Source organism: Gemmata sp. SH-PL17, assembly GCF_001610855.1.
Taxonomy (GTDB): Bacteria; Planctomycetota; Planctomycetia; order Gemmatales; family Gemmataceae; genus Gemmata; species Gemmata massiliana.
Map to the genome: position 1 here is coordinate 2,871,916 of NZ_CP011271.1, position 25,220 is coordinate 2,897,135.

Genomic DNA, 25,220 nt, shown 5'->3' on the forward strand with positions numbered 1-25,220 from the left:
CGTCGGACCCGGACCCGCTCAGCGTGAACGCGTTCCCGCCCGTGACCGCGTGCGTGAACCCATACCCGGTGCTCGACACCTCGACCCGCGTGTACCCCCGCTGACTGCGTTCCCCACCGTCGTCCGGCTCAGCGACGAGGCACTCGACTCGGTCACGGTGAACGTTTGGGCCGGCAGCGAGCCGGTGTCCCGCAGGTTCGCAGTCCCGGTCCCGGTGTCGGTGATGGTATACGCCCCGGTGACATCGTTCCCAGCGCCCCCGGTGGTCAGGGACTCGGCCAGGATCTCCGTGAAGATCGCGCCCAGGTTCAGGTTGTGGGTGACCTCGGTCGCGGTCGACGTGGTTCCGTGCGTGCCCCCCAGGGTGTACACCCCGGTCACATCGTTCCCGGTGCGCGTCGTGGACTCGAACCCAAGGGTCGTCTTGGTCAGGTTGTACGTCCCGTTGGCGCCCTCGGCCCCGTACGCTGACATGGACGAGTTCGAGGACTGGTTGTTCGTGAGCGTGTACGCCCCGGTCACCGCGTTGGACACGTTGACCGCCGTGGATGCCTCGCCCTGGACCTCGCGGAGCGTGTAGTTGGTCGTCGAGCTAAGCGCGAACTCGGTGGCCGTGGACGAGGTGCTCGCGCTCAGCGTGGCGGTCCCGACCCCGGTCACCTCGTTCGACACGCGCGTCTCGGTCGACCCCGCGGTCCCGGCCTCCGTGTGGGTGTACGAGGTGCCCCCGCCGGACCCGGACTTGGTTCCGGTGTTGGTCCCGGTCCGGGTCGTGGTGCCCGTGGTACTCCCGGTCACCCGGTTCCCGACAGCGGTTGCCGTCGAGGTCGTGTGCTCGCTCGAGCTCAGGGTGAACGCGCCGCGCGAGTCGGTCCCGGTTGCCGCGCTCCCGGTATCACTGACCCCGGTCTGGGTCCGGGTGAAGTTCCCGGTGACAGCGTTCCCGGTTTCGTTCGAGGTCAAGGTCGTGGTCGCGATAGGTGTTGAACCCGAGGCCAGGCCCTGGTTGGTGTCACTCTGGCTCGTGGTCGAGGTTGTGGTGTTCCGCGCGCTGAGCGTGTACGCCCCGGTCACCTCGTTGCCCGCGCGCGTCGTGGTCGCGGTTCCGACCGGGGTGGACGTGACGATCGAGGTCGCGCCCTGGTTCGTGTCCGTGGCACGGGTGGTGCCGGTGCTCGTTCCGGTCTCGGTGAGCGAGTAGGTGCCGGTGACGTCGTTCCCGGTCCCGCTCGTGCTCCCGGTCCCGCTCGAGGTCGTGGTGGCGCTCGACACCGAGCCCTGGTTCGTCGCCGTCGACGTGCTCGAGCCCGAACCGGTCGAGGTTCCGGTAAGCGTATACGCCCCGTTGACCTCGTTGCCGCTCTTGGTCGTGGTGCTGGTGCCCGTGGATGTGCTGGTCGCGTTGGCCGTCGCACCCTGGTTCGTGTCCGTGGCACGGGTGGTGCCGGTGCTCGTTCCGGTCTCGGTGAGCGAGTAGGTGCCGGTGACGTCGTTCCCGGTCCCGCTCGTGCTCCCGGTCCCGCTCGAGGTCGTGGTGGCGCTCGACACCGAGCCCTGGTTCGTCGCCGTCGACGTGCTCGAGCCCGAACCGGTCGAGGTTCCGGTAAGCGTATACGCCCCGTTGACCTCGTTGCCGCTCTTGGTCGTGGTGCTGGTGCCCGTGGATGTGCTGGTCGCGTTGGCCGTCGCACCCTGGTTCGTGTCCGTGGCACGGGTGGTGCCGGTGCTCGTTCCGGTCTCGGTGAGCGAGTAGGTGCCGGTGACGTCGTTCCCGGTCCCGCTCGTGCTCCCGGTCCCGCTCGAGGTCGTGGTGGCGCTCGACACCGAGCCCTGGTTCGTCGCCGTCGACGTACTCGAGCCCGAATCGGTCGAGGTTCCGGTAAGCGTATACGCCCCGTTGACCTCGTTGCCGCTCTTGGTCGTGGTGCTGGTGCCCGTGGATGTGCTGGTCGCGTTGGCCGTCGCACCCTGGTTCGTGTCCGTGGCACGGGTGGTGCCGGTGCTCGTTCCGGTCTCGGTGAGCGAGTAGGTGCCGGTGACGTCGTTCCCGGTCCCGCTCGTGCTCCCGGTCCCGCTCGAGGTCGTGGTGGCGCTCGACACCGAGCCCTGGTTCGTCGCCGTCGACGTGCTCGAGCCCGAACCGGTCGAGGTTCCGGTAAGCGTATACGCCCCGTTGACCTCGTTGCCGCTCTTGGTCGTGGTGCTGGTGCCCGTGGACGTGCTGGTGATGCTCGTGTTAAGCACCCCCTGGTTCGTGTCGGTTTCGCGCGTCGAACCGGTGCCGGTGCTAGTGATGGTCAGGGCGAACGCGCCGGTCACCTCGTTGCCCGTGCCCCCGGTGGATGAGGTTCCGGTGGACGTGGTCGTGGCGTTAGTTACAGACCACCCTTGGTTCGTGTCGGCTACGTACGTGGTTTCGGTGGACGTAGACGTGGCGCTCAGACTGTACACCCCGGTCACATCGTTGCCCGTTTTACTGGTGCTCCCGGTGCCGGTGGACGTAGTCGTGGCGCTGGACACGGAACCCTGGTTCGTCGCCGTCGACGTACTCGAACCCGTGCTCGTACTGGTCCCGGTGAGCGCGTAGGAACCGGTCACCTCGTTGCCGGTCCGCGTCGTGGCGCTGCCCCCGATCTGGACCGCGGTCGCGTTGACCGTGAGCGCGCCCTGATTGGTGTCGGTGGCGCGGGTGGTCGAGGTCGAGGTGCCGGTCTCGGTGAGTGAGTACGTGCCGGTCACCTCATTGCCCGTGTCGGCGGTGCTCCCGGTCCCGCTCGAGGTCGTGGTGGCGCTCGACACCGAGCCCTGGTTCGCGGCCGTCGACGTGCTGGTCCCGGTGGACGCGCTGGTCCCGGTCAGGGCGTACGCCCCGGTCACCCCGTTGCCCGTGGTGGTCGTGGTGCTGGTCCCGGTGGACGTGCCGACGACGCTCGCGGTCCACGTCTGGTTCGTGTCCGTGGCGCCCGTGGTGGCGGTGGACGTACTCGTGGCGGTGGTGGTGTAGGTGCCGGTGACGTCGTTCCCGGTCCCGCTCGTGCTCCCGGTGCCGGTGGACGTAGTCGTGGCGCTGGACACGGAACCCTGGTTCGTCGCCGTCGACGTACTCGAACCCGTGCTCGTACTGGTCCCGGTGAGCGCGTAGGAACCGGTCACCTCGTTGCCCGTGGTGGTCGTGGTGCTGGTCCCGGTGGACGTGCCGACGACGCTCGCGGTCCACGTCTGGTTCGTGTCCGTGGCGCCCGTGGTGGCGGTGGACGTACTCGTGGCGGTGGTGGTGTAGGTGCCGGTGACGTCGTTCCCGGTCCCGCTCGTGCTCCCGGTGCCGGTGGACGTAGTCGTGGCGCTGGACACGGAACCCTGGTTCGTCGCCGTCGACGTACTCGAACCCGTGCTCGTACTGGTCCCGGTGAGCGCGTAGGAACCGGTCACCTCGTTGCCCGTGGTGGTCGTGGTGCTGGTCCCGGTGGACGTGCCGACGACGCTCGCGGTCCACGTCTGGTTCGTGTCCGTGGCGCCCGTGGTGGCGGTCGAGGTGCCAGCCTGGGTGAGTACGTACGCGCCGGCGACGTCGTTCCCGGTGCCCGCGGTGCTCCCGGTCCCGCTCGAGGTCGTGGTCGCACTGGACACCGAGCCCTGGTTCGTCGCCGTCGATGTGCTCGTGCCGGAGCTGGTGCGGGTTCCGGTCAGGGCGTACGCCCCGGTCACCTCGTTGCCGGTCCGCGTCGTCGCCGAGGTAACCGTCGAGTTCGCCGCAATACTCGCGGCCCACGTCTGGTTCGTGTCCGTTTCGCTCGTGACGCTGGTTTCCGCGCCGGACCCGGTGAGCGAGTACGCGCCGGTGACCTTATTGCCCGTGCGCGTGGTGCCCCCGTTCCCGGTTGCGATCGTGGTCGCGTTGACCGTGAGCACGCCCTGGTTCGTGTCCGTGGTGCGCGTGGTCGCGGCGGACGCGCTGGCCTGGGCGAGTGCGTACGCGCCGGTGACCTCGTTGCCGGTGCCGCTGGTGCTCCCGGTCCCGCTCGAGGTCGTGGTGGCGCTGGACACGGAACCCTGGTTCGTCGCCGTCGACGTGCTCGAACCCGTGCTCGTGCTGGTCCCGTCCAGCGCGTAGGCGCCGGTCACCTCGTTGCCCGTGCGCGTGTCGATGCTGACCCCGGTTTCGATCGCGGTCGTGTTGACCGTGAGCACACCCTGGTTCGTGTCGGTCGCGCCCGTGGTCGACGTCGAGGTACTGGTCTGGGCGACGGTGTACGCACCGGTGACGTCGTTGCCGGTACCGGTGGTGCTCCCGGTGCCGGTGGACGTGGTGGCGGCACTCGAAACCGACCCCTGGTTCGTGGTTGTGAGGGTACTCGCGCCCGAGTTCGTACTGGTCCCGGTCAGTGAGTACGTTCCGGTGACCTCATTGCCCGTGGTGGTCTTGGTGCTGGTCCCGGTGGACGTGCTGGTCGCATTGGCCGCGAAGACCCCCTGGTTCGTGTCGGTGGCGCGGGTGGTCGCGGTCGAGGTACCCCGCTCGGTGAGGGTGTAGGTGCCGGTGACATCGTTGCCGGTCCCGCTCGTGCTCCCGGTGCCGGTGGATGTAGTCGTGGCGCTGGACACGGAACCCTGGTTCGTCGCCGTCGACGTGCTCGTGCCGGTGCTGCTCGCGGTTCCGGTGAGCGTGTATGCCCCGGTGACCTCGTTGCCCCGGTCGGTGGTCGTCGCGGTCCCGCTCGCGGTCGTGGTCGTGTTGACCGTGAGGACCCCCTGGTTCGTGTCCGTGGCACGGGTGGTCGCGGTCGAGGTACTCCGCTCGGTCAGGGTATAAGAACCGGTGACGCTATTCCCGGTGTTGCTGGTACTCCCGGTCCCGCTCGAGGTCGTGGTGGCGCTGGACACGGAACCCTGGTTCGTCGCCGTCGACGTGTTCGTGCCCGTGTTGCTCGTGGTCCCGGTGAGCGTGTACGCCCCGGTCACGTTGTTGCCCCGGTCGCCGGTGACCACGGTCCCGGTGACCCGAGTCGTTGCGCCGATCGTGAGCACGCCCTGATTGGTGTCGGTGGCGCGGGTGGTCGCGGTCGACGTGCTCCGCTCATTGAGGGTGTAGGTGCCAGTTACCTCGTTGCCGGTGTTGCTGGTGCTCCCGGTCCCGCTCGAGGTCGTGGTGGCGCTGGACACGGAACCCTGGTTCGTCGCCGTCGACGTGTTCGTGCCCGAGTTGGTACGGGTTCCGGTCAGGGCATACGCCCCGGTCACCTCGTTGCCCGTGGTGGTTTTGGTGCTGGTGCCGGTGCTCGTCGAGGTCGCGTTGGCCGTCGCGCCCTGGTTCGTGTCCGTGGCACGTGTGGTGAACGTGGCGGTACCCCGCTCGGTGAGGGTGTAGGTGCCGGTGACGTCGTTCCCGGTCCCGCTCGTGCTCCCGGTGCCGGTGGACGTAGTCGTGGCGCTCGACACCGAGCCCTGGTTCGTCGCCGTCGACGTACTCGAACCCGTGCTCGTACTGGTCCCGATGAGGGTGTACGCCCCGGTCACCTCGTTGCCCGTAGTGGTTTTGGTGCTGGTCCCGGTGGACGTGCTGGTCGCGTTGACCGTGAGCACCCCCTGGTTCGTGTCGGTGGCGCGGGTGGTCGCGGTCGAGGTGCCCCGCTCGGTGAGGGTGTAGGTGCCGGTGACGTCGTTCCCGGTCCCGCTCGTGCTCCCGGTGCCGGTGGACGTAGTCGTGGCGCTCGACACGGAACCCTGGTTCGTCGCCGTGGACGTACTGGTCCCGGTGGACGTACTGGTCCCGGTCAGTGCGTACGCCCCGGTCACCTCGTTGCCCGTGCGCGTCGTGGTCGCGGTCCCGACCGGGGTGGACGTGGCGATCGAGGTCGCGCCCTGGTTCGTGTCGGTGGCGCGGGTGGTCGCGGTCGAGGTGCCCCGCTCGGTGAGGGTGTAGGTGCCGGTGACGTCGTTCCCGGTCCCGCTCGTGCTCCCGGTGCCGGTGGACGTAGTCGTGGCGCTCGACACGGAACCCTGGTTCGTCGCCGTCGACGTACTCGAACCCGCGCTCGTACTGGTCCCGATGAGGGTGTACGCCCCGGTCACCTCGTTGCCGGTCCGCGTCGTGGCGCTGCCCCCGATCTGGACCGCGGTCGCGTTGACCGTGAGCGCGCCCTGATTGGTGTCGGTGGCGCGGGTGGTCGAGGTCGAGGTGCCGGTCTCGGTGAGTGAGTACGTGCCGGTCACCTCATTGCCCGTGTCGGCGGTGCTCCCGGTCCCGCTCGAGGTCGTGGTGGCGCTCGACACCGAGCCCTGGTTCGCGGCCGTCGACGTGCTGGTCCCGGTGGACGCGCTGGTCCCGGTCAGGGTATAGGCCCCGGTGACCTCGTTCCCGGTGACGGCCGTGGCGCTGCCCCCGATCTGGACCGCGGTCGCGTTGACCGTGAGCACGCCTTGATTGGTGTCGGTGGCGCGGGTGGTCGAGGTCGAGGTGCCGGTCTCGGTGAGTGAGTACGTGCCGGTCACCTCATTGCCCGTGTCGGCGGTGCTCCCGGTCCCGCTCGAGGTCGTGGTGGCGCTCGACACCGAGCCCTGGTTCGCGGCCGTCGACGTGCTGGTCCCGGTGGACGCGCTGGTCCCGGTCAGGGCGTACGCCCCGGTCACCCCGTTGCCCGTGGTGGTCGTGGTGCTGGTCCCGGTGGACGTGCCGACGACGCTCGCGGTCCACGTCTGGTTCGTGTCCGTGGCGCCCGTGGTGGCGGTGGACGTACTCGTGGCGGTGGTGGTGTAGGTGCCGGTGACGTCGTTCCCGGTCCCGCTCGTGCTCCCGGTGCCGGTGGACGTAGTCGTGGCGCTGGACACGGAACCCTGGTTCGTCGCCGTCGACGTACTCGAACCCGCGCTCGTACTGGTCCCGATGAGGGTGTACGCCCCGGTCACCTCGTTGCCGGTCCGCGTCGTGGTGCTGCCCCCGATCTGGACCGCGGTCGCGTTGACCGTGAGCACGCCTTGATTGGTGTCGGTCTCGTAGCTCGCGGCGGTGCTCGTCGCCGTTTCGGTGAGTGAGTACGTGCCGGTCACCTCGTTACCCGTAGTGCCGGTCGACGAGGTTCCGCTCGAGAACGACGTGATCTGTGCCACCGCGCCCTGGTTCGTGTGCGTCTCGTAGGTGGTGCCACTCGACGCACTGGTGGCGGCCAGGGTGTACGTGCCGTTGATCTCGTTACCCTGGTCCGTTGTCGTGCTGGTCCCCGTGGACGTGGTGGTCAGGCCGACCGTGAATACTCCCTGATTGGTGTCGGTCTCGTAGCTCGCGGCGGTGCTCGTCGCCGTTTCGGTGAGTGAGTACGTGCCGGTCACCTCGTTGCCCGTGGCGCCGCTCGACGAGGTCCCGCTCGAGAACGACGTGACGCTGACTAACAGGCCCTGATTGGTGCTCGACTCGTAGCTCGTTGCGGTGCTCGTGCCGGTCCCGTTGAGGGTGTACGCCCCGGTGATCTCGTTGCCCGTGTCCACGGTCGTTGAAGTGCCGGCACGGGTGCCGGTCACGGTGGCCGAGAACACGCCCTGGTTCGTGTGCGCCTCGTAACTCGTGGACGTGAGGGTGCTCGTGGACGTGAGGGAGTACGAGCCCGTCTCCTCGTTGCCCGTGCCGCCGGTCGAGGACGTGCTGCTCGTGGTGGAGGTGACGTTCGCGACCGAGCCCTGGTTGGTGTCGGTTCTCCAGACGGTTTCCGCGTGGGTCCCGGCCCCCGAGAGCGTGTACGCGCCGGTGACCGCGTTCCCGGTGTTCGTCGCCGTATTGGTTTCGCGCCCGAGCGCGGTCGCGCTGACGGTGCGGACCCCCTGGTTCGTGTCCGTTTCAAAGGCCGTAACCGTGGTAGTCGTGGTCGAGGTCAGCGTGTAATCGCCCGTCGCATCGTTCCCGGTGCCGCTCGTGGACGCGGTCCCGGTGCGGGTGGCCGTGATCTCCGACACCGACCCCTGGTTGCTCGCGCTCTCCCACGTGCTGCCCCGGAGCGCCCCGTTACTCGACAGGGTGTACGCGCCGGTCGAGCGGTTCCCGGACTGGGTCACCGTGGTCGTTTCGGACGCCGTGTCCGTCGCGGTGACGGTCTCCCCCTGGTTGGTGCGCCGGGCGATCCGCGTGAGGTCGTCCGTGAGCACCCCGGACAGCGTGTACCCGGTGCCGTCCGCGTCCGAAACGGTGGTCAAACCGCCCGAGTGCTTGGGGATCACCGTCATGATCGTGAGCTCGCCCTGGTAACTCGTTGTGTTAACGAGTGTCGGGCTCTCGGCCGTACCGATGGTCCGCGTGTAGTTGCCCGAGATTTCGTTCCCCGCGTTCCCCTCGGTGTTGGACCGGGCCGCGGTCAGCGCGACGGTCGTCACGACCCCGTTCAGGGTCGAGGATCCGGAGCCGGTGCCGGTCGCGCCGACCGACCCGGTCAGGCTGACGGTGCCCGACAGGTCGTTCCCCGAGGCCGCTTTCGAGGTCGAGTACGACCCGGTCTCGGTCTGGGTGCTGGTCCCGCCGGTGAACGTCGCCCCGGTCGACAGGGAGTACGTCCCGGTCCCGGTCTCGGAGAACGTGAAGGCCCCGGACCCCACGCCCCCGGTTTCGGTCCCGCTCACGGTCCCGGACTGGGTCACGGTGTTGGAGTAGTCCTCGGCGCCGTCGTCCCCGGTCTCGGTGCGGGTGGACCACTCGGTCCCGGACCACGAGGCCGCGTACGCCCCGCCCGAGGCGTTGGTCTGGCCCGAGCCGGTCGTGGCGCGCCCGCCCGTTTCCGCGGCCGCGTACGTGCCCCTGTCGGTCGTCGCGGACTCGGTCCGGCTCGAACTCGTGGACCCGGACCGGGTCCACGAGTAGTTGGCCCCGGTCCCCGTCTGGGTCAGCGTGGACCCGTCGGTCCCGGACTCGGTCGCGGTCCCGTGCACGTCGGGCGCGGCGATCGTCTCGGTCCGGGTGTACCCCTCGGACGCGGTGAGCCGCAGGGTCGAGTCCGGCTGGGCGAAGTTGGTCCCGACCTCGGACAGGGTGAACCCGAGGGTCCCGGTGCGGTCCAGGACGAAGCTGTCGCTGGGCTCGTAGACGTGCTCGGAGAGGGAGTAGCTGACCGACGTGGTCACGGTGGCCACGAACCCGCCCCCCGGGGTCAGGGTGACGACCTCGGGGATCCGCCCGCCCCCGCCAACCGCGTCGACCGTGACCTCCTGGAACTCGCGCCGGTCGTCGGGCGAGAGGACGTACCCGAGTCCGGCCGCGTAGTTCGCGACCCCCGCGACGGACGCGGCCGAGACGCGCACGGCCAGGGCGTACGCACCCTCGTGCGCGTACGTGTGCTGGCCGACCACCTGGAGCGTGCCCGCGGTGCTCACCAGGGTGCCCGCCGACGAGGTCCCGTCGCCCCACTGGATCGTCGCGAGGAGCGCGCCCGCGGTCCACTGGGTCCCCTGGACCGTGGCCACGACCCCGTTGTAGTTCCGGTTCCGCGCGGTCACCAGGACCTGGCCGTCGAGCACCGGGGGGAGCACGAGCCCGGCGTCCGCGGCCGTGTACGTCTGGCCCGCGAGCAGGGGGACCGACATGTACCCGGGGGTCGGGGTGCTCCACCCGTACCCGAGCGGGGCCGCGAACGTGACCGTGTAGGTGCCCGCGCCGAGGCCCGTGAACGTGTAGTTCCCGGCCGCGTTGGTGACCGCGGTCGCCGGGGCCGCGAGCCCGCCCCCGGTCAGCGTGACGGTGATCGCCGGGGCCCCGGCCTCGCCCGCGTCCTGCACCCCGTCCATGTCGGTGTCGTACCAGACCCGGTCCCCGATCAGCCCGGTGCCCCGGACCCGCCCGAGCCCCCGGACCCGCCCGAGCCCCCGGACCCGCCCGAGTAGATCCCGGCGTCGGCGGCGGTGTACGCCTGGCCCGCGCTCAGGATGACGGGCACGGACCCGCCGGTCGGGGTGCTGAACGTGTACCCGGAGGGGGCCGCGAACGTGACGTAATAGGTGTTCGCGCTGAGGCCCGTGAACGTGTAGTTCCCGTTCGTGTCGGTGACCGCGCTCAGGGACGTCGTGCCCCCGGCCCAAGTCAGGGTCACGGCGACCCCGCTCGCTCCGGTCTCGCCCGCGTCCTGGACCCCGTCCATGTCGGTATCGTACCAGACCCGGTCCCCGATCGAGCCCGTGCCCCCGGACCCGCCCGAGCCCCCGGACGCGAGTGCGCCGGCGTCGTCCCCGCCGAGTTGCGCGGACGCGCCGGCCCGCACCCCGGTCGGGTAGAGCCCCGCGTCGGTGCCGGTGCTCACCTGGCCCGCGACCAGTGTGACGGGCGCGGAGAGCCCGGTGGTCCGGTCCGCGTCGCTGTCGCGCGCGTCACTCGGGCCCTGGTCCCGTGGGCTCAGCGCGTACCCCGAGGGGCGCACGAACTCGACCCGGTACGTGCCCGCCCCGAGGCCCGCGAACGCGTAGTACCCGAGCACGTCGGTGGTCGTGCTCGCGCGCAGGACCCCGGCCCCGTCGTACAGGCGCACCGTGGCCCCGGCGTACCCGGTCTCGCCCGGGTCCCGGACCCCGTTCGCGTTCGCGTCGTTCCACACCAGGTTCCCGATTGCCGCCCCGGGCACCACGGGGGCACTCGGGGCCGCCACGGGGGTCCCGCCCGGGGCCCCGGCCCCGAACGGCAAGTACTCGCCCGGGACCTGGGCCGCGGTGCGCCCGTCGAACACGCGCACCGCGGCGGACGCGCCGGGGCCGGCCCCCGCGATCACGTCCGCGTACCCGTCCCCGGTCACGTCCGCGAGGGCCGCGCGCCCCCGCCCGGGGCCCCGGGGCCGAACGGGGCCAGGTCCAGGAGCGTCGCGCCGGTCGCCCCGCTGAACACGCGCACCCGGGATCCGGTACCGGATCCCACTGCCAGGTCCGGCACCCCGTCCCCGTCGACGTCCCCGGCCAGCGCGTCGGAACCCAGGAACGCCCCGCCCGCGTCGAACGCCTGGACCGAGCCCAGCGCCCCCCCGATTGCGGCCCCGGTGAGCGGGTCGTACACTCGCACCCGGGGCGCCCCACCGGCCCCGACCGCGACCTCGGCGCGCCCGTCCCCGTTCAGGTCCCCGGCCGCGACCGTGATCCCGCCCGCGAAGTCCGGGTCGGCGACCAGGAAGTGGGCCACCAGCTGCCCGTTCGCCCCACTGAACACGCGCACCTCGGGCCCGGACCCGCGCGTGGCCGCGGCGATCACGTCCGGGGTTCCGTCCCCGTCCACGTCCCCGGCCGCGACCTCGACGCCCCCGAGGAACGTGGGCTCGAACGCCCAGAACCCGCCCAGGGTTCCCGGGACCGTGGCCCCGGTGCGCCCGTCCAGAACGCGCACCAGGGGGCCGGACCCGGGCCCGGGCGCGACCAGGGCGTCGGGCACCCCGTCCCCGGTGAAGTCCCCCGCGGCCACCCGGACCCCGCCCGTGGCCCCGGCGTCGTACGGCGCGGCCTCGAAGACCAGGCCCCGGTCCCGGTGTCGTACCCCCGTACCAGGGGCGCGGACCCGGGCCCCGAGCCGACCAGGAGCACCGGGCGCGCGTCCAGGAGCTGACGCGACTCGAGCGCGAACAGTTCCAGGCGCACCCGGTCGAACCCGGCCGTGTAGTCCCCGGGATCCCGGTACCGGTCCCGGAACGCGAACAGGCGCTCGATGCGGGTGAAGGTCGCGGGGACGGTCCGAACAACGAGCCGGAGGGAAGCCGGGATGCGTCGAACGAGGGCGAAAAGTCGCACGAGTGCCGTCCTCAGCAGATGACAGGGGGCGCCCCGCACATTTCGCGCGGGCGCGAACACGAAGCCGCCCGCGGGTTCGGTGGGCGGCTCGAAAGATTCCTGAAACGGGGAAATAATCGCGACTCAAGACGTGGCTGTCAAGTCGTGAGTAGAATTTTTTTATTCAGCGTGATTAGTTCCGACCGGCATTCAAGCGGGACGATAGAGCGCGCAGTTCCGGTTGCGGCGTATCGCTCGGGCCCCGGGCGGTGCGATTCGGGCCCGAGTGAAATCCACGCTTTTGGGGCGTGGTGCGAACGTATCACGAGCGTAACTGGTTAACTCGTCAGTCCTTGATACGGTGCAAATGGGATCCGGTGCCATTCGCGGTGCACAACACGGTGGGACGCCGGGGCCGGAACGCATAGCACGATTGCGACGCCCCACCGCTGCGTTCGGGAGCCGAATTGCGGTAGTCAATTTTTGATGAACCCCACTGCTGAGACGGTACTCATTTCGTTGTCACGTGCCGCGACGTTCTGGCGCCTGACACAGTTATGGGAGAGTGGGTGAGTGTGCGAGAAATGAACGTCGTGTGTGGAGTGAGTGGATTGAGTAGACTGTGCCGCGCGCGTATTCGGGCACGTTCCGAGTTGTCCACCGGTTTGAGCCCGGGCCAACTCGATACGTGTTTCCCTCTCGCAAAGCCGGTTGCCGGTTCGTTCGGGCGGTGTACGGTAAGCGACGGGCGCGCCTTATGGCTCGGCCCCTTGGTTCTTCGATTCCGCTCGGACTCCCGGTTGCCGGGTCGTAATTTCTCACTCGCCGACGAAGAAGGTGCCCGTGTCCGAACCGAAGCCGGGGCTGTTGTTCGCCTCGTACCACGCGTACTTGGACCACGCGAGCGGGGCCGCGCTGGCCACCCGGGACCTGTTCGAGAACCTGACCGCCCACGGGTGGGCGTGCCGCGTGGTGTGCGGTCCGGTACTGGATTACCGGGACGGGCGCGGCCCCGAGGGGGTGCTCCACGAGCACCGGGTTCCGTACCTGCACGAGCACTGCGCCCCGCCCGGGGGGGCGCGCTACTCCCTGTTCCACTACACACTCAACGGGGTACCCGTCACCCAGTACCGGCCCGAGGGGTTCGACCCGGGGCGCCCGGTCGCCCGGGACGAGGGGATCTCGTTCCTGGACGTGGTGAGCCGGGCGTGTGACCAGTTCCGGCCCGCTCTGGGGCTCACGTACGGGGGCGGGCCGCTGGCCCCGCTCCTGATCCGCCGGCTCCAGCGGCGCGGCACCAAGGTGCTGTTCTGCTTGCACAATACGGCGTACCAGGACCCGGAACTGCTCCGGGCCGCGGACGCGCTTTGGTGCCCGTCCCGGTTCGGCCGGGACGCGTACCGGACCCGGCTCGGGGTGACCCCGGAGGTGGTTCCGTGGCCCTGGGACCAGGGGCGAGTTATAGCGGACCGGGCGGACCCGCGGTTCGTCACGTTCGTGAACCCGGTCCCGGACAAGGGGATGGCGTGGGTGGCCCGGATGGCCGCGGAGCTATACGCCCGGCGCCCCGAGATCCCGTTCCTGGTGGTCGAGGGGCGCGGGGCCCTGAGCGGGTTCCAACGGGTGCCCCTGGACCTGTCCGCGCTGAGGAACGTTCACGGGATGAACTCGACCCCGCGCCCCAAGGAGTTCTACGCGCAGAGCCGCGCGGTACTGATCCCGTCACTGTGCGAGGACATGTACCCGCGGGTCGCGTGCGAGGCCCTGACCAACGGGCTCCCGGTGCTGGCGACCCGGCGCGGGGGGCTGCCCGAGGCCCTCGGATCGGCCGGTGTTCTGTTCGACGTCCCGGAGCGGTACACCGACCCGGCGCGATTCCTGGAGGTACCGGCCCCGGATGAAGTCGCCGAATGGGTCCAAACGATCGGACGCTTATGGGACGATGAGGCGTTTTATGCCGAGCACCGCGACCGCGCACGGGAGCGCGCTCGGGCGTGGGGTCCGGATCGACTCCGGCGGGACGTTGAGGCATTTTTTTGCGGGATTGTGGCCGGCGCGCGGTGACGACGGGATATCATCGAGAGCCGGCGCTGCGCGCGACATCGGCCCGAACGTATTTCAGGATACGGGGCGCGTGGCCGGGTTCCGGGAGCCCGAACGGGACGTGCCCGGGCAGGAACGCACCGATCCGGTCCGGGCACGTCCCGTTCGGGTGCTCGGCGAGTACCACGCGCACCCGGTCCACGCGGGGCCCCAGCGCGCCGAGCACGTCGCCCCCGCGGTCCCCGACCGAGAGCTTTAGAACGTCGATCTCACCCGGTGCGAGCGCGTCCCACACGTGTCCCGCGTTCCGGATCGGTTCGGGCTCACGCCCGGCGGTGGGGCGCTCGTGCGGTTCCAACGGGCGCGCCGTTGGCGCGTGATCGGCGCCGCTCGCTCCGCCGAGTCCGAACGGGTGGGCAATTATTCCCGCGAATGGCGCCGCGTTGGCGCGGAGCAGGTCGCGCGCCGCCGGGTCCGGCTCGAAACAGTGGACGACCGCTCCAGGGCCGTAGACCAGTTCGGCGTAAAGCGCGAACACCCCGGCCCCGGCCCCGACGTCCCACACGACCGGCGCCCCCCGGAGCCACGCGGGAGCGAGCCCCCCGTACTCGTGGCGCGCGAACACCCGGTGGACGAGTTCGGCCCCCGGGACCGGGAGCCACAACGAGAACCGCCCCTTCGCCGTGTGGATTTCGACGGTCGTGAGCTGCCGGACCGGGGGCGGGGCGGGCGGGCGCGTGCGCGCGAAGCTGTCGCCCCGAACGTGGTAGCGCCCGCTGCGCTCCGGCACGTAGGCGAACGCGGCCCCGGCCCGAACGAACCGGCGCCACAGGTCCCCGTCCTCGTCCTGGTGCCGGTACCGGCCCAGGGCCTCGTCGAAGAGCCCGGTGCGCGCGAGCAGGGCCCGGTAGTGGACCACGCCCAGTGGTACCGCGATGGTCTCCTCGAACATGGCCCGGGCCCGGGCCCCGGGGTCGTACGTGGCCACCGTTCCGCACCCCGGGTGGTCCGGGCGCTCCTCGACCAGGTCGTACCGGAACACGAGCACGTCCCCGCGGCCCCGGAGCGACCAGGCCCGGGCCAGGTGGTCCGGGTAGAACTCGTCGTCCTGGTCCAGGTACGCGATCAGTTCCCCGCGCGCGGCCCGGAGCGCGGTGTTTCGAGCCGCGGCCTGGCCCCGGTTGGTCGCGTGCCGGAGCACGCGGGCGCGCGGGTCCGCGGCCGCAAACGCGTCGAGCGCGCGGGCGGACTCGTCCCGCGAAGCGTCGTCCACGGCCACGAGTTCCCAATCGGTCAGTGTCTGCGCGCGGAGCGAGGCGAGTGCCCGGTCCAGAAACGGAGCCCCGTTGAACACGGGCATGATCACGGAGATGGCGGGCACGTCAGACCACCTTTGGGCCACTGCGAGTAGGGAAAATAGGGTCCGGTGACTGCGTCGGCACGTTCAATCGCGGCTACCCCAGTGTCGCCTGCTGACGCGCTCATTCGCAATGGGACGTTGATCGAGTCCGCTCGAATACTGTGGAAATTCCAGCCCCTGTCAATATTACCTTTAACGAGAAAAACAACGACTGCCTACAATTTACCGCGCGATCGACATCGTGAAGGGTTTTGCCACGTGCGCGCCAGATTCAGTATCGCAGCACGTGCGGTAAAAATGAGGATATTTCCTTTTCGGCAAATGGGTTTCAAAACCGCATCGATCGTCCCGCGTACCGGCCAAGCCCTCTACATTTGGATGCACGACACTCGTGCTCTCCCACTGTTAACTGGAAGTGGAGTCAGTTTTTCTGACACGACCGCGGAGCTCGCCGGTTAACAGCGGTGAGAGCGCGAGATGTTCGAGGAGCGTCCAACTTGGACACCGAGCGCAATCCGAACTCGTGAGCGCTTTAACAGCGCACGTCTGCGATCCGTTCTCGCGAAACACTTCGATTTCCAGTGCTTCGTCGATGTGCAGGGCCAAAAAGTCTCGCGCGTGGAGAGTGTTGGGAGTTCGAGGAGTGTTGTGCTCGGGGAGCTGAGTCAGCAGGTGCGGAATAATCCCACACAGGGGTTAACGCGCACAGCCGGGAGTAAGTCCTCCCGGCTGCCGTCGTTTTCTCCACGTTTTCAAGCACTTTGGTCCACATTCCAATCGCGGAAAAAGTCTCGGGTTCGAGCGAGACATCTTGGGGTGCGAGCCGAACCCTAGCGTTTCACCTCGGGCCCCGAATTTCTCTCCGGAAAAGTCTCAGATTCTCGCCGAGAGAGTAACACAGCAGTTAACACCGGGTTCGTCTCGCCACTCGAGCGAGATACGAACTCGTGAGCCGCTGTTTGGGAGCGCCGATTGCGAGTTTTGTGTTGGGATCGGGTTTCACCCGACGCCGAGTGAGCGGAGCCACACTTCTCGATCCCAGTGAAACTTCGCCCACAGTTCCTGAGAACCGTGGGCTCGTCGCGACAAATCGTGCCGAGGAGTCTCGTCGAGCAGATCAGTTCGTATTCTCGCGCGGAAACTTCGCTGTTGCATTCCGCCACAGACGCATTCGGGCGAGTTTCCACGCTGACCTGTTTTGCCCGCGGTGAGCGCACCGGCTTGGCCGGGTTCCGTTCGCTCGTTTTGAAGCCCAAGGTCGAGGTGACCGACGCAGGATAAGCTTTCGCGCCCTGAGCCCCTGTGAGCGTGCTGCTGGGATGATCCGCGGCTTTGGCGAGTAGATGCCGGGTACGAGAAAATTCGTCCGCACGAGGGGTCATCGTGGAGTGTTCACCGACACAGCTGTACTCCAGGCGAACCTGGGACATGCTGCAAGACGAAACCGCCGCGCGCCGGTACTTCGCCGAGCGGTACGAGGTCATCGCGCACCATCCCTTGGTCGCCCCGCGACCGATACTCTTGCCCTTCGACGACCCGGCGCTCCGCCAGTGCCGCTTCTGTGGCCGTGACGCGCGGTATCGTTGCCCACGGCGCTGCTCCCCTCTGGCTCACGGATGCGGGGTCGCACTCGGGGTGAGTGGCCCGCGTGATAGCGTCCGAGGTCGAGGAGCGCCGGTGGCCGGTCCGCAATCTGGTTCCCGGGTTAATGCCACACGCGCTGCATGCGGTTGACCCGGCCACCGGGCCTCGCTCTCGCGATGACCACATGCTAACGTATGAGCGCTGTTCGTTAGGCCCCGCGTGTCTTCTTGGGCGGGCTGGTGGACCACGCCTCGTCGGCTTCAGGAGCCGTCAGAGGAGTGGGTGCCGGAAGTCTCGTGGCAGTATTCCCAGTGAGTCGAGTAGGGATCGCGATTGAGTGGTAAGGCGCTCCGTCCATAGCATCAGACCTCTGACGAACTCGTCTCCCTCGGCCGTGCATCGAGCGTGGCGCTCGATAATCTCGCGCCCGAACTCGAGTTTGGGCAGAATGACAGCAACGGAATGCTCGGCAATGACTCGGTCGCGAGCGCGGTCAAGGGCACGAGAGATAACCGCAAGGTCGAGTTGGACAATGTACGTGTATGAATACTGTGCATGGAGCACAGCGGACATCGGACGCATCGTGTCATATCGAATCGGACTGGGATAGGTCTCGGTCGGATCGTTCACTAGCAGTGCGTTGGTCCGCTCAAACTCGACTCCTAACGCGCGGAGCTTATGGTGCGCCATTTCGTGGACTATACCCTCGGCGAGTCCAGCGTGATGGTTGACCGTGACTACAATCGACCCAAAACCCTTACTCCCTGAGCCACAGATCGAGCCGACAACTTGGTCGTCGCCAAGTTGCGGAGAATGGAGAAGCGAGATGGAATCGAGTAGACGCTGGCATTGCCGGTAGGCAGCAGGCCAGCACCGTAGCAGTTCTTCCGCGCGGGCGACATTCGGGTGAGTGGGATCGGCAGGAGTACAGTCGAATGGCAGCGATAGTCGAAGGTCAGGCACGGCTGCCACAGCCCCTTCGAGGATCGACACTGCACCGAGCGGGCGGTCAATCGTCCAGCCGCGTCGGGCTGCAAGGGCCAGCGTAACTTCCGTGTCATACTCGTCGTCCTGAGGTTGTGCAATACGGCCCCAGTCAGGCGAAGAATGCTGCATGATGTTTGTCTCCTGATCCACGCCCAGCGGCCGACGCGAAGCTCACACTTGGAGCATCGCGGTGGTGACGAAGAGGCCCTCGCGGAACCTCGACAGACTCACGCCAATCTTCGCCGCCAGTGCCGCAAAGGGTTCCTTACCCCGAATGTAATCGTCGTAGGCGTAGAGTAGTACATGCGCGTGTTGCTGCTGCATGGCTGCCAAGAGAGTCTTGGCCTGCTCTGGAGCTGCTTCCGTAAGGCGGCCGATCATTAACAAAACTAAGGGACTGGGTGGTAGTCGGGTCAAGAGCGTTATGTCGAATAGATTACCGGTCATGAAGTTGGAAACATGGGCAGGATGAAGAGAACGGGCGTGGTCGATCTTCTGTTCGCTGATATCGATGCCGGCAGGTGCGAGCGAGGGGTAAGCTCGCAACAGGGTTCGGAGGAGGGCACCGTTTCCGCATCCAAGATCAAGGACGTGAGAGACGCGATTACCGTCGTTGGCGGCAAGGTATTCGACAGCAGACCTGACGAGTGCCGCGTGTGATTTGCTCATCGCGTAATGAGTCGAGAAGCCATTATCTCTGTGGTACCACTCGCTCTGCTCGACTGGGTCGTATGAGGTACAACTGATCGGGTTTCTCAAGCCAGCTTTGTAAGTTTCGCTGCCAATGACCTTGAGAGAGATAGGGGTTTGGAACGGGAAAGACAAACCGCATGGAGCTCCGGTGCTGCTCGCACGGCCCTCGTATTGCACAGTGTATTTTCGCAGCGTCGCGTCTGTGCGAGCCGCGATCTTGAAGAGCGGCGTTTTGAGTTCCGCAATGCCGTGCAGTGCGGTCCATTCGCATGGTTGCTGCTGAAGTTCTGCTAGCCAGCGCCACTCGAGTGCGAATCCATGTTGTTCCGCAAGGGCGCGGTGCTCTGCCGCCAAGGCGGCGGACTGAGCACAGTCGAATGAGCACGGCAGGTGAAAGACGGCCCTCACCCCGAGCCAGCGGAGATGGACCCCTGCCTCCGTAGCGGACGGGATGATAACGTGCCTAGGCGATACAACCCGTTTCTGCCGCGTCGCGACGGCCATCGGCCAAGTTGTGTCGATGAGGCCCTGCCGCTGCCAGCGCTCCGCAAATGACACGCTACAACAGTTCGGGTACCCGAGTAGTTCGCCGACGCGTTCCTCGTCGCGCGCGTGGTAGGCCGCGACGAAGTCGTGAAGGGAGGCGGGGTCGGCTGCTGCCGTCCAGACCGCATGCTGACCCGCGGAAGAGGGGGGTTGAAGCGATGCCCTGTAAGTCCCAGCGATCGACGTACGGGCAAGCACATGTAGTTGCAATCCGTTTTGCTCAAGATTCCTCGATGCCTCGGCAAGGGAGTATTCCGGAATCAGCTTCAGCGCGCACCGGCGGAGACCGGAAGTGAGGGCCAACCATTCCAATTCTCCCAGCATGTGGGCAATGCGTTGAATCCTTGGCTGCCAAGTCGCTCGTAAGTCGCTGGAGGTCCACGAACATCTTGTAAAATCGTGCAGATCCATGTCGTACCGCTCAGTTGCTAAGGCGAGCGGGGTTGTGCTCATATAGTTGCTCCGCATAGCGACAAGTTCGAGACGCGAATCAGGACAGTCCCTCGATTGAGAGATTTGATTTGCTGCTCAACTATTGCACTCAGTCCAAGCAGGAGATGTGTTAATGTGTGTGTGGAACGCGCCTATGAATCTTCTATTGTCTCAGGCGACGATTTGACTATCTGCGGTCGTGGAACCGGACGGTTCTGGCCGGTGGAGGCTGGGTTCGATGGCTTACCACAGGGGTCGGCAGCCCGCATCGTTTTCAGCATGTCGCTGAGAGAGGGATTCACTCCGGCTTTCCAGGCATCGATCATGTTGATTTCCAAGTACCCCAGGTTTGGGTCGAGTGAGATCGGGCGCTTCCCTTCCGCAAGGAGACGGTTCTCGATATGCTCGTAGAGCCTCATCCAGAGATCGCAGTGCTCGGTTTTGTTGCGCCAGTCACCATCTAAGGCCGTACCCGGACATTGTCCCTTGCACATCAGGAAGAACCTGCATCCTTGGCAGCCTCCCTTAGCCTGGGGGGTTTGGTATAGGGCGATGTACCGTTCAAAGCCCGCCTCGTCCGCTTTCACATAGTCAATTCCGTCCTTGTTCGTTCTCCCGCAATTGCTCCTTACGCCGAAACCCTCGATCCCTTGGACGGCATCGGTGGTGTACGGGTCACATGCCTTCCAGACACATGTTGCCGCGTCATCCTGTGCGAGTAGCATCGACCGTAGATCCCCAAACACGTCGATCGTCATGCGCTTCAGGGTCCGTTCGAGCGGGACGAAACTCAAGAGTGCGGTCAAGTTCTCCTCCGTCGAAAGAGCGTACTTGTCCGCAACGCAACTGTTATCAACTTCGAGCACGTGCAGACGGCACGACGACACGCCGATGTTGTCGAGGTGTCGCAACCAGTCGTGGAGCTGAGGAAGGTGGTCTGGCGTCGCGTTACACCGATGCAGGGTGATGATAATACTCGTCGAAACGCGCTCGCGGCAAAGCAGTTCGATGACGTCTTCCACCCTTGAGGTCAGTTCACGAGTTCGCAGGAGTGAGCCGGCCCAACGGGCGTCGTTGAGCGGGCCAGGGCCGTCGATAGAAATGCCGACCTGGACGTGATACTGCTTGAACAACCGGATATGCTCGCTGCTAATCAGCGTTCCGTTGGTCTGGACACCGTTGCGGCCGAACTTGTCATAGCCCCACTTCCAGAGTTCCTCAAGATCAGCTAACGGAACGAGGAGCGGTTCCCCTCCGAAAACGATAAATGAAGTCCCATACTGGAGGACGGCTCGCTTGATAGCCTCCAAGTCGTATCGCGTCGAAACGTTCCCGGTGTCGCGCTGAGGCTGTTGGTAACAATACTGGCACGCGATGTTGCACAACACGCCCAGCGGCCGGACTTCAATCCCCATTACAGAGCTCCGCAGGCACGCCGCGCTCGGCGCCTAAAGTGATTTGATGGTGGCTGGCACCAGAGGACGGCACATTGCGAGGTCCAAGTCTAGCGTGCCGGCACGTCCGCATGAACGTCACCGTGGAGAACCTCCGGCGTGTCCACGTGCTGGCTGATGGGAGCGGAATCGGCGTGGACACCCACCTGCCGCGAGTCCGCGTGTACCCCGACAGCCGAATTGTCCGCATGGACACCCAACGCATTTGTATCCGCGTGAATGCCGACTTCCCCGCTGTCGCCGTGAACCCCTCCCGACCCCCAGTCCGCGTGCGGGCCGCCCAAGATCACACTGTCCCAGTGCGTGTCGCCATGCTGGAAGTCCCCGTGCGCGTCCCCGTGCCCCGCATCTCCGTGCGCGTCCCCGTGACCGGCATCCCCGTGTGCATCCCCGTGGCCGATATCTCCGTGTGCGTCCCCGTGGCCGGCGTCCCCGTGAGCATCGCCGTGACTGACGTCGGTGTGGATTCGTACCGCAGGAATGAGGACAGTATCTGCGTGCCCAGCCGGGGGGACATCACCGTGGGCGTCTCCATGCCCGAAGGCCTCGGTGTCGGCGTGCAATCCCACCGCGTTGCTGTCGCCGTGAATGCCGACTTGGGCACTATCGGCATGGAGTCGGACAAGATTACTGTCGGCATGGACTCCGACGCTCTCGCTATCTCCGTGAACGCTCACCAAGTTCGCGTCGCCGTGGGCTCCTTCGCTCGCGTCGAAGTGGATCTGCCCAGCAATGGAGTCGCCATGCGCGTCGGCATGAACGTCGCCGTGGAAATCTGCGTGCCCAGAGTCACCGTGGACATCCCCGTGGCCTAGGTCGCCATGTGTATCCCCGTGGATGGCGTCCCCGTGCGCGTCCCCGTGCCCCGCATCCCCGTGTGCGTCCCCGTGACCGACATCTGTATGGACTCGAACTGCGGGTATAGCTGCTGAGTCGCCGTGGTAGTCGAGGTGAACCACGCCGAACACGGCAATGATGGCATCGCGTACCTCATCGACACCGAACTCGGCCTGAAGCATCGCGGACGCAGCAGCGACGTTTCCGTCGCCGAGTCCCCGGAGCAAGCGTGCGACGCTTAGCGCCGTCTCTTGGAGGGAGCGCAGCGCCCGTGCGGCGGCCGTGCTGCCACGCCCAAGTACATCCCGAATGGCTTGGGCGATGTCGGCCGCGGACTGACCGAACGCGTCCCGCAAGACGAGCCAGGTCTCCACTACCTCGGTCACCAAGCCGCTCCCCACCGCTTCCAGCCACGCGTCGGCCGACTCGAACGCCTGCGTGAAGAATGCGGTGGTCTCTTCGACGGCCCGACGAGTAATGATTTCTGGTAACTCGCCGATATTCGGTGGACTCTCGACGCGCAGATTCGCGATGGTGAACGTTTGCCCGGCGAAGGAAAACGTTGCCCCCAGGAACGCCACGAACGTCCCGGACGAGTAGCTGATCGATGCAGTTGCCGAGACGGCCGCCGCGAGATGGATTGTCCCGAGGGGCGGGCCGCTAGGCGACAACGTAAGCGGGCCGAGTTGCTCATCGATCTCAAACTGGAATTCCCCCGCCGCGCCGAACTCGCTGTTCGCTGCAAATCTGCATTCAAATCGGTAGGTCGCTGCCAGACGCTGCGTCGTCCGTGCCACCGGTAGGAATGAGCGACCCGGTTTCTTTCCACCTTGGACTGAGAAACTGAACCGGTCGTTCACCCTCGGAGATGAGCCAGACAGTACGAAGGTAATCTCCGTTCGAGACACCGAGGCGGAGACGACCTGCTGTAGACCGAGGAGAGAGAAGCGGCCTGAAACAATCGCGCTGGGGATACTACTTCGAGTCTCCAGCTGGAAGAAGGGCGGGCCATCGCCTGCCGCGTTGGTAATGACGAGGACATTCGGACCGACAACAACCTCATCGGCTAACGCGCCTTCGGCGAATACACCTCGGTCTGGGTCGAGCACAAAGTGAAGGCTCCCTTCCAAGCCAAGAATGTTCGCCACGGCCCGAAGACCGATTCCAGGGTCGAACCGCTCTCCGTCGATCACGATCCCACGCGGGTCGCCGACTACGTGGATCCTGATGTTCGAGATTTGGAGCAGCGGAATGCCTGCTGGGTAGGGGAGCCCGACGAGGTCTGCCAAGAGTTCCGGAAGGGATAGAGCGCCGGCGTAGTTCCCCGAAAGTGCCGTGGGGACGTTCCCGGCCACCGCGACCATCAACTGGAGCTGATTGCCTGCTACGACCACATCTCCAAGGAGCGCGTACTGGGGCGGGGTGCCGAGGTCAAACTTTACCGCCAAGCGGTTGATGGTGAGCTTGCGGATGCCGAACGGCTCGACCCAACTCTCGGCCGTCGCCAGAGTAAGAGATGTAGATTGCTCGGAGATGGCCGCAGCTCCCCGCAACGCGGGTACTCTACCCTCCGCGAAGGTGACTTCGGCCACGCACCCGAATTCCACTGTCAGTGGCTGCGCGCGGATTGTCACGTAAACAGTCCGGACAGACAGTTTTCTGGGGATCAGTTCGAGTGCCCCGGCGAGGGTTGCGGTTAGCTGGAAGTCGGCAAAGGTACTCGTTACCGTCGCGACAAGCGGCATCGCGTCAACCGCGAGCACGACTCGCAGGAACCCAAGTCCTAGGGTCTCAAGACGCAGAATGCCGTAGATGCTTACACCCTGCCGCAGCGGACGCCGTAGGAGAACCGGTACCGACGGCGGAAAATCGAAAGTCTCAGAGGCGATCGAAGAGATGACGAGTGCCGGCTCTTGAATGTCGAGTGATGCGAGCCTACTCAATGCTCCGGAGAGGTCTGACAATCGCCATCCAGTTGGCAAAATGAACCCGGCAACTCTCACGAACTCGAACGCCTGATCGGTCTCGTCCAAGATAACAAAGCCAGTCCCGAAGGTCGTGGTCGCCTCAACGACAAGGCGCGGATGTGGACGCCGCAACAGGATGGAGAGAGTAAGCGTCTGAGCCTCGATACGTGGAAACCCGCGCGGGAGTGGAAACCCTCGACCTGTCATGCGCGAGCACAGGGCATCCAGATCGATCGACTCAAGCCGGCCCGTGATCGTCAGGGTGTCCCCGACTGACACGCGCGTAGCAAGGGTTTCCCCGGCAATGAGCAACGTGCCCACCAGGGCGGCTTCGCGGCGCCCGCCTTCCTCCTGAACTTCCACCTCGATTGATCTGAGCAGTGGGCGAGCTGCGGTGAGTCCGAAGGGTACGGTCCACTGCCCGAGTACCCGCCCTCGGAGCAGGAAGTCGCTGCTCTCAAGGTTTATCTCGGCCCCAAGGCGGAACACCTCCAGATTGGGAAGGAGGAGCGCAGGGATGAGGTAGTGCGTGGCAAGGGTTTGGAGGTTGAGTTCCCCGGACCCCACGTTTACCTCGAACTGCCAGCTACGATTCTCAAACCCATCCGCTGTCCCCACGGTGATAAACCGCCTCGAGCCGATGGCGACATTTCCGGTAAGTTTGGCGCGCAGCGTTTCGGCGCCCGTTCCGACGCCGGTGAGGCTCAATTCGATCGTTGCATCCGTCACAACAAACTCAGAGCCGATAAGTGGGAGGTTCTGTTCGCTAGGGGCTTGAAAGAGGACACTGCGACGATCAGGCGTAAGGACGACATCGAAGCCACGGAATGCGAAGCCTGCAAGCCTGGAGGGCACACGATAGCGACCTCTGAACAGAACCGTCTCCACGGCGGCGAGTGTGCGCACTCTCGAAGAGTTGGTCAACCGGACGGAGACAGTTATGACCCCTTGAGGGGCGGTGAAGACAATCTGGTAGTTTTGAACACCGCCGCCGAGTATCTCTGCCTCTCCGGTAACTACGAGCCGGGTAGGAAGAAACGCCCTCAGACTCGCGTTGCTGAGGGTGATCGCTTGATCGATGGCTGCGCGAATGACTGTATCGAGGTCAGGAAGCCCGATCGTCACCTCGTCAATTGGGAGGGTAGTGCTGGCACGCAATGCCGCTTCAACGTTGTTCTTGATATCATCGAGCGTTGGCATCTCTCTGCCCTCATTGTGCGCAGATCCCCATCACCGCTATTCGCCTTCCGCAAGGCCTGAGAAAGGATAAGCAGGACTGAAACGCAATGAAATTTGAATATATTTATAATTATTATATTTTGTTCCTATAATGTTCGAGTATCTTGTCGCTAGCTTTGCGCCGCAAGCGCATTCTTGCTTTTTTCACCATTTTTCCTATTTCCACACGTGCGCGGCATCTGCTGGAAGAGGAGGGGCTCCCACCTCGAACCCGTCATCGGTCTCGCTTGGAGAGGCCATCCCTGCGTTTTGAGACCAAAGAGCGCTGGACGCTTCAGTCTAGCTTGCCATCGCAGTTCCAGATGAGTGCGGCTGCAACCCAATTCCGACTCGTGCGCCCAAACTAGCTAATGATTTTAAATTTATCAATTA

General features: G+C 66.0%; 9 protein-coding genes. 1 reads left to right on the forward strand and 8 read right to left on the reverse strand.

All coding sequences use genetic code 11. The features are described 5' to 3' along the window. Positions 1-18: 18 nt before the first annotated feature. Genes VT84_RS11965 through VT84_RS39580 form a run of 3 tightly spaced genes read right to left on the reverse strand, consistent with a single transcriptional unit; the run spans position 19 to position 11,404 of the window. Complete coding sequence (locus VT84_RS11965; protein WP_082839679.1) at positions 19-9,756, reverse strand: hypothetical protein; 9,738 nt, start codon at positions 9,754-9,756, stop codon at positions 19-21. Between the two features lie 29 nt (positions 9,757-9,785). Next, on the reverse strand, positions 9,786-10,751 hold the full coding sequence (locus VT84_RS38450; RefSeq protein ID WP_157469453.1) for an SdrD B-like domain-containing protein: 966 nt from the start codon (positions 10,749-10,751) through the stop codon (positions 9,786-9,788). Continuing rightward, positions 10,748-11,404 carry an FG-GAP repeat domain-containing protein gene (locus VT84_RS39580; RefSeq protein ID WP_162271676.1) on the reverse strand — a complete coding sequence of 219 codons (657 nt, stop codon included), beginning with the start codon at positions 11,402-11,404 and terminating at the stop codon, positions 10,748-10,750. Before VT84_RS39580 ends, VT84_RS38450 begins: the two co-directional genes overlap by 4 nt. Before the next feature lie 1,145 nt (positions 11,405-12,549). On the opposite strand from VT84_RS39580, the gene VT84_RS11985 reads away from it, so the two are divergent. Continuing rightward, entirely contained in the window at positions 12,550-13,770 is a 1,221-nt protein-coding gene (locus VT84_RS11985) for a glycosyltransferase (RefSeq protein ID WP_082839681.1), read from the forward strand. Positions 13,771-13,780: 10 nt separating this feature from the next. Here VT84_RS11985 and VT84_RS11990 read toward each other — a convergent pair whose 3' ends face one another. From VT84_RS11990 to VT84_RS12010, 5 genes are all read right to left on the reverse strand, one after another. Next, a complete protein-coding gene (locus VT84_RS11990; RefSeq protein WP_239465801.1) occupies positions 13,781-15,130 on the reverse strand; it encodes a glycosyltransferase in 1,350 nt (449 codons plus the stop codon). 1,833 nt (positions 15,131-16,963) lie between these two features. After that, positions 16,964-17,809: an aKG-HExxH-type peptide beta-hydroxylase gene (locus tag VT84_RS42210; RefSeq protein WP_082839682.1), complete on the reverse strand. Its 846-nt coding sequence runs from the start codon at positions 17,807-17,809 to the stop codon at positions 16,964-16,966. Between the two features lie 42 nt (positions 17,810-17,851). Continuing rightward, entirely contained in the window at positions 17,852-19,372 is a 1,521-nt protein-coding gene (locus VT84_RS12000) for a DUF483 domain-containing protein (RefSeq protein WP_082839683.1), read from the reverse strand. A gap of 131 nt (positions 19,373-19,503) precedes the next feature. Continuing rightward, entirely contained in the window at positions 19,504-20,766 is a 1,263-nt protein-coding gene (locus VT84_RS12005; RefSeq protein ID WP_082839684.1) for a radical SAM protein, read from the reverse strand. Positions 20,767-20,855: 89 nt separating this feature from the next. Then, the gene (locus VT84_RS12010; protein WP_082839685.1) at positions 20,856-24,809 is read right to left on the reverse strand and encodes a hypothetical protein; all 3,954 of its coding nucleotides are present in this window, start codon (positions 24,807-24,809) and stop codon (positions 20,856-20,858) included. Positions 24,810-25,220: the final 411 nt, after the last annotated feature.

Excerpts from the sequence above, each read along its gene's own strand:
- VT84_RS42210 (WP_082839682.1), bottom strand. The coding sequence starts at position 17,809 with ATGCAGCATTCTTCGCCTGACTGGGGCCGTATTGCACAACCTCAGGAC.
- VT84_RS12010 (WP_082839685.1), bottom strand. The coding sequence starts at position 24,809 with ATGCCAACGCTCGATGATATCAAGAACAACGTTGAAGCGGCATTGCGT.
- VT84_RS12000 (WP_082839683.1), bottom strand. The coding sequence starts at position 19,372 with ATGAGCACAACCCCGCTCGCCTTAGCAACTGAGCGGTACGACATGGAT.
- VT84_RS12005 (WP_082839684.1), bottom strand. The coding sequence starts at position 20,766 with ATGGGGATTGAAGTCCGGCCGCTGGGCGTGTTGTGCAACATCGCGTGC.
- VT84_RS11965 (WP_082839679.1), bottom strand. The coding sequence starts at position 9,756 with ATGGACGGGGTGCAGGACGCGGGCGAGGCCGGGGCCCCGGCGATCACC.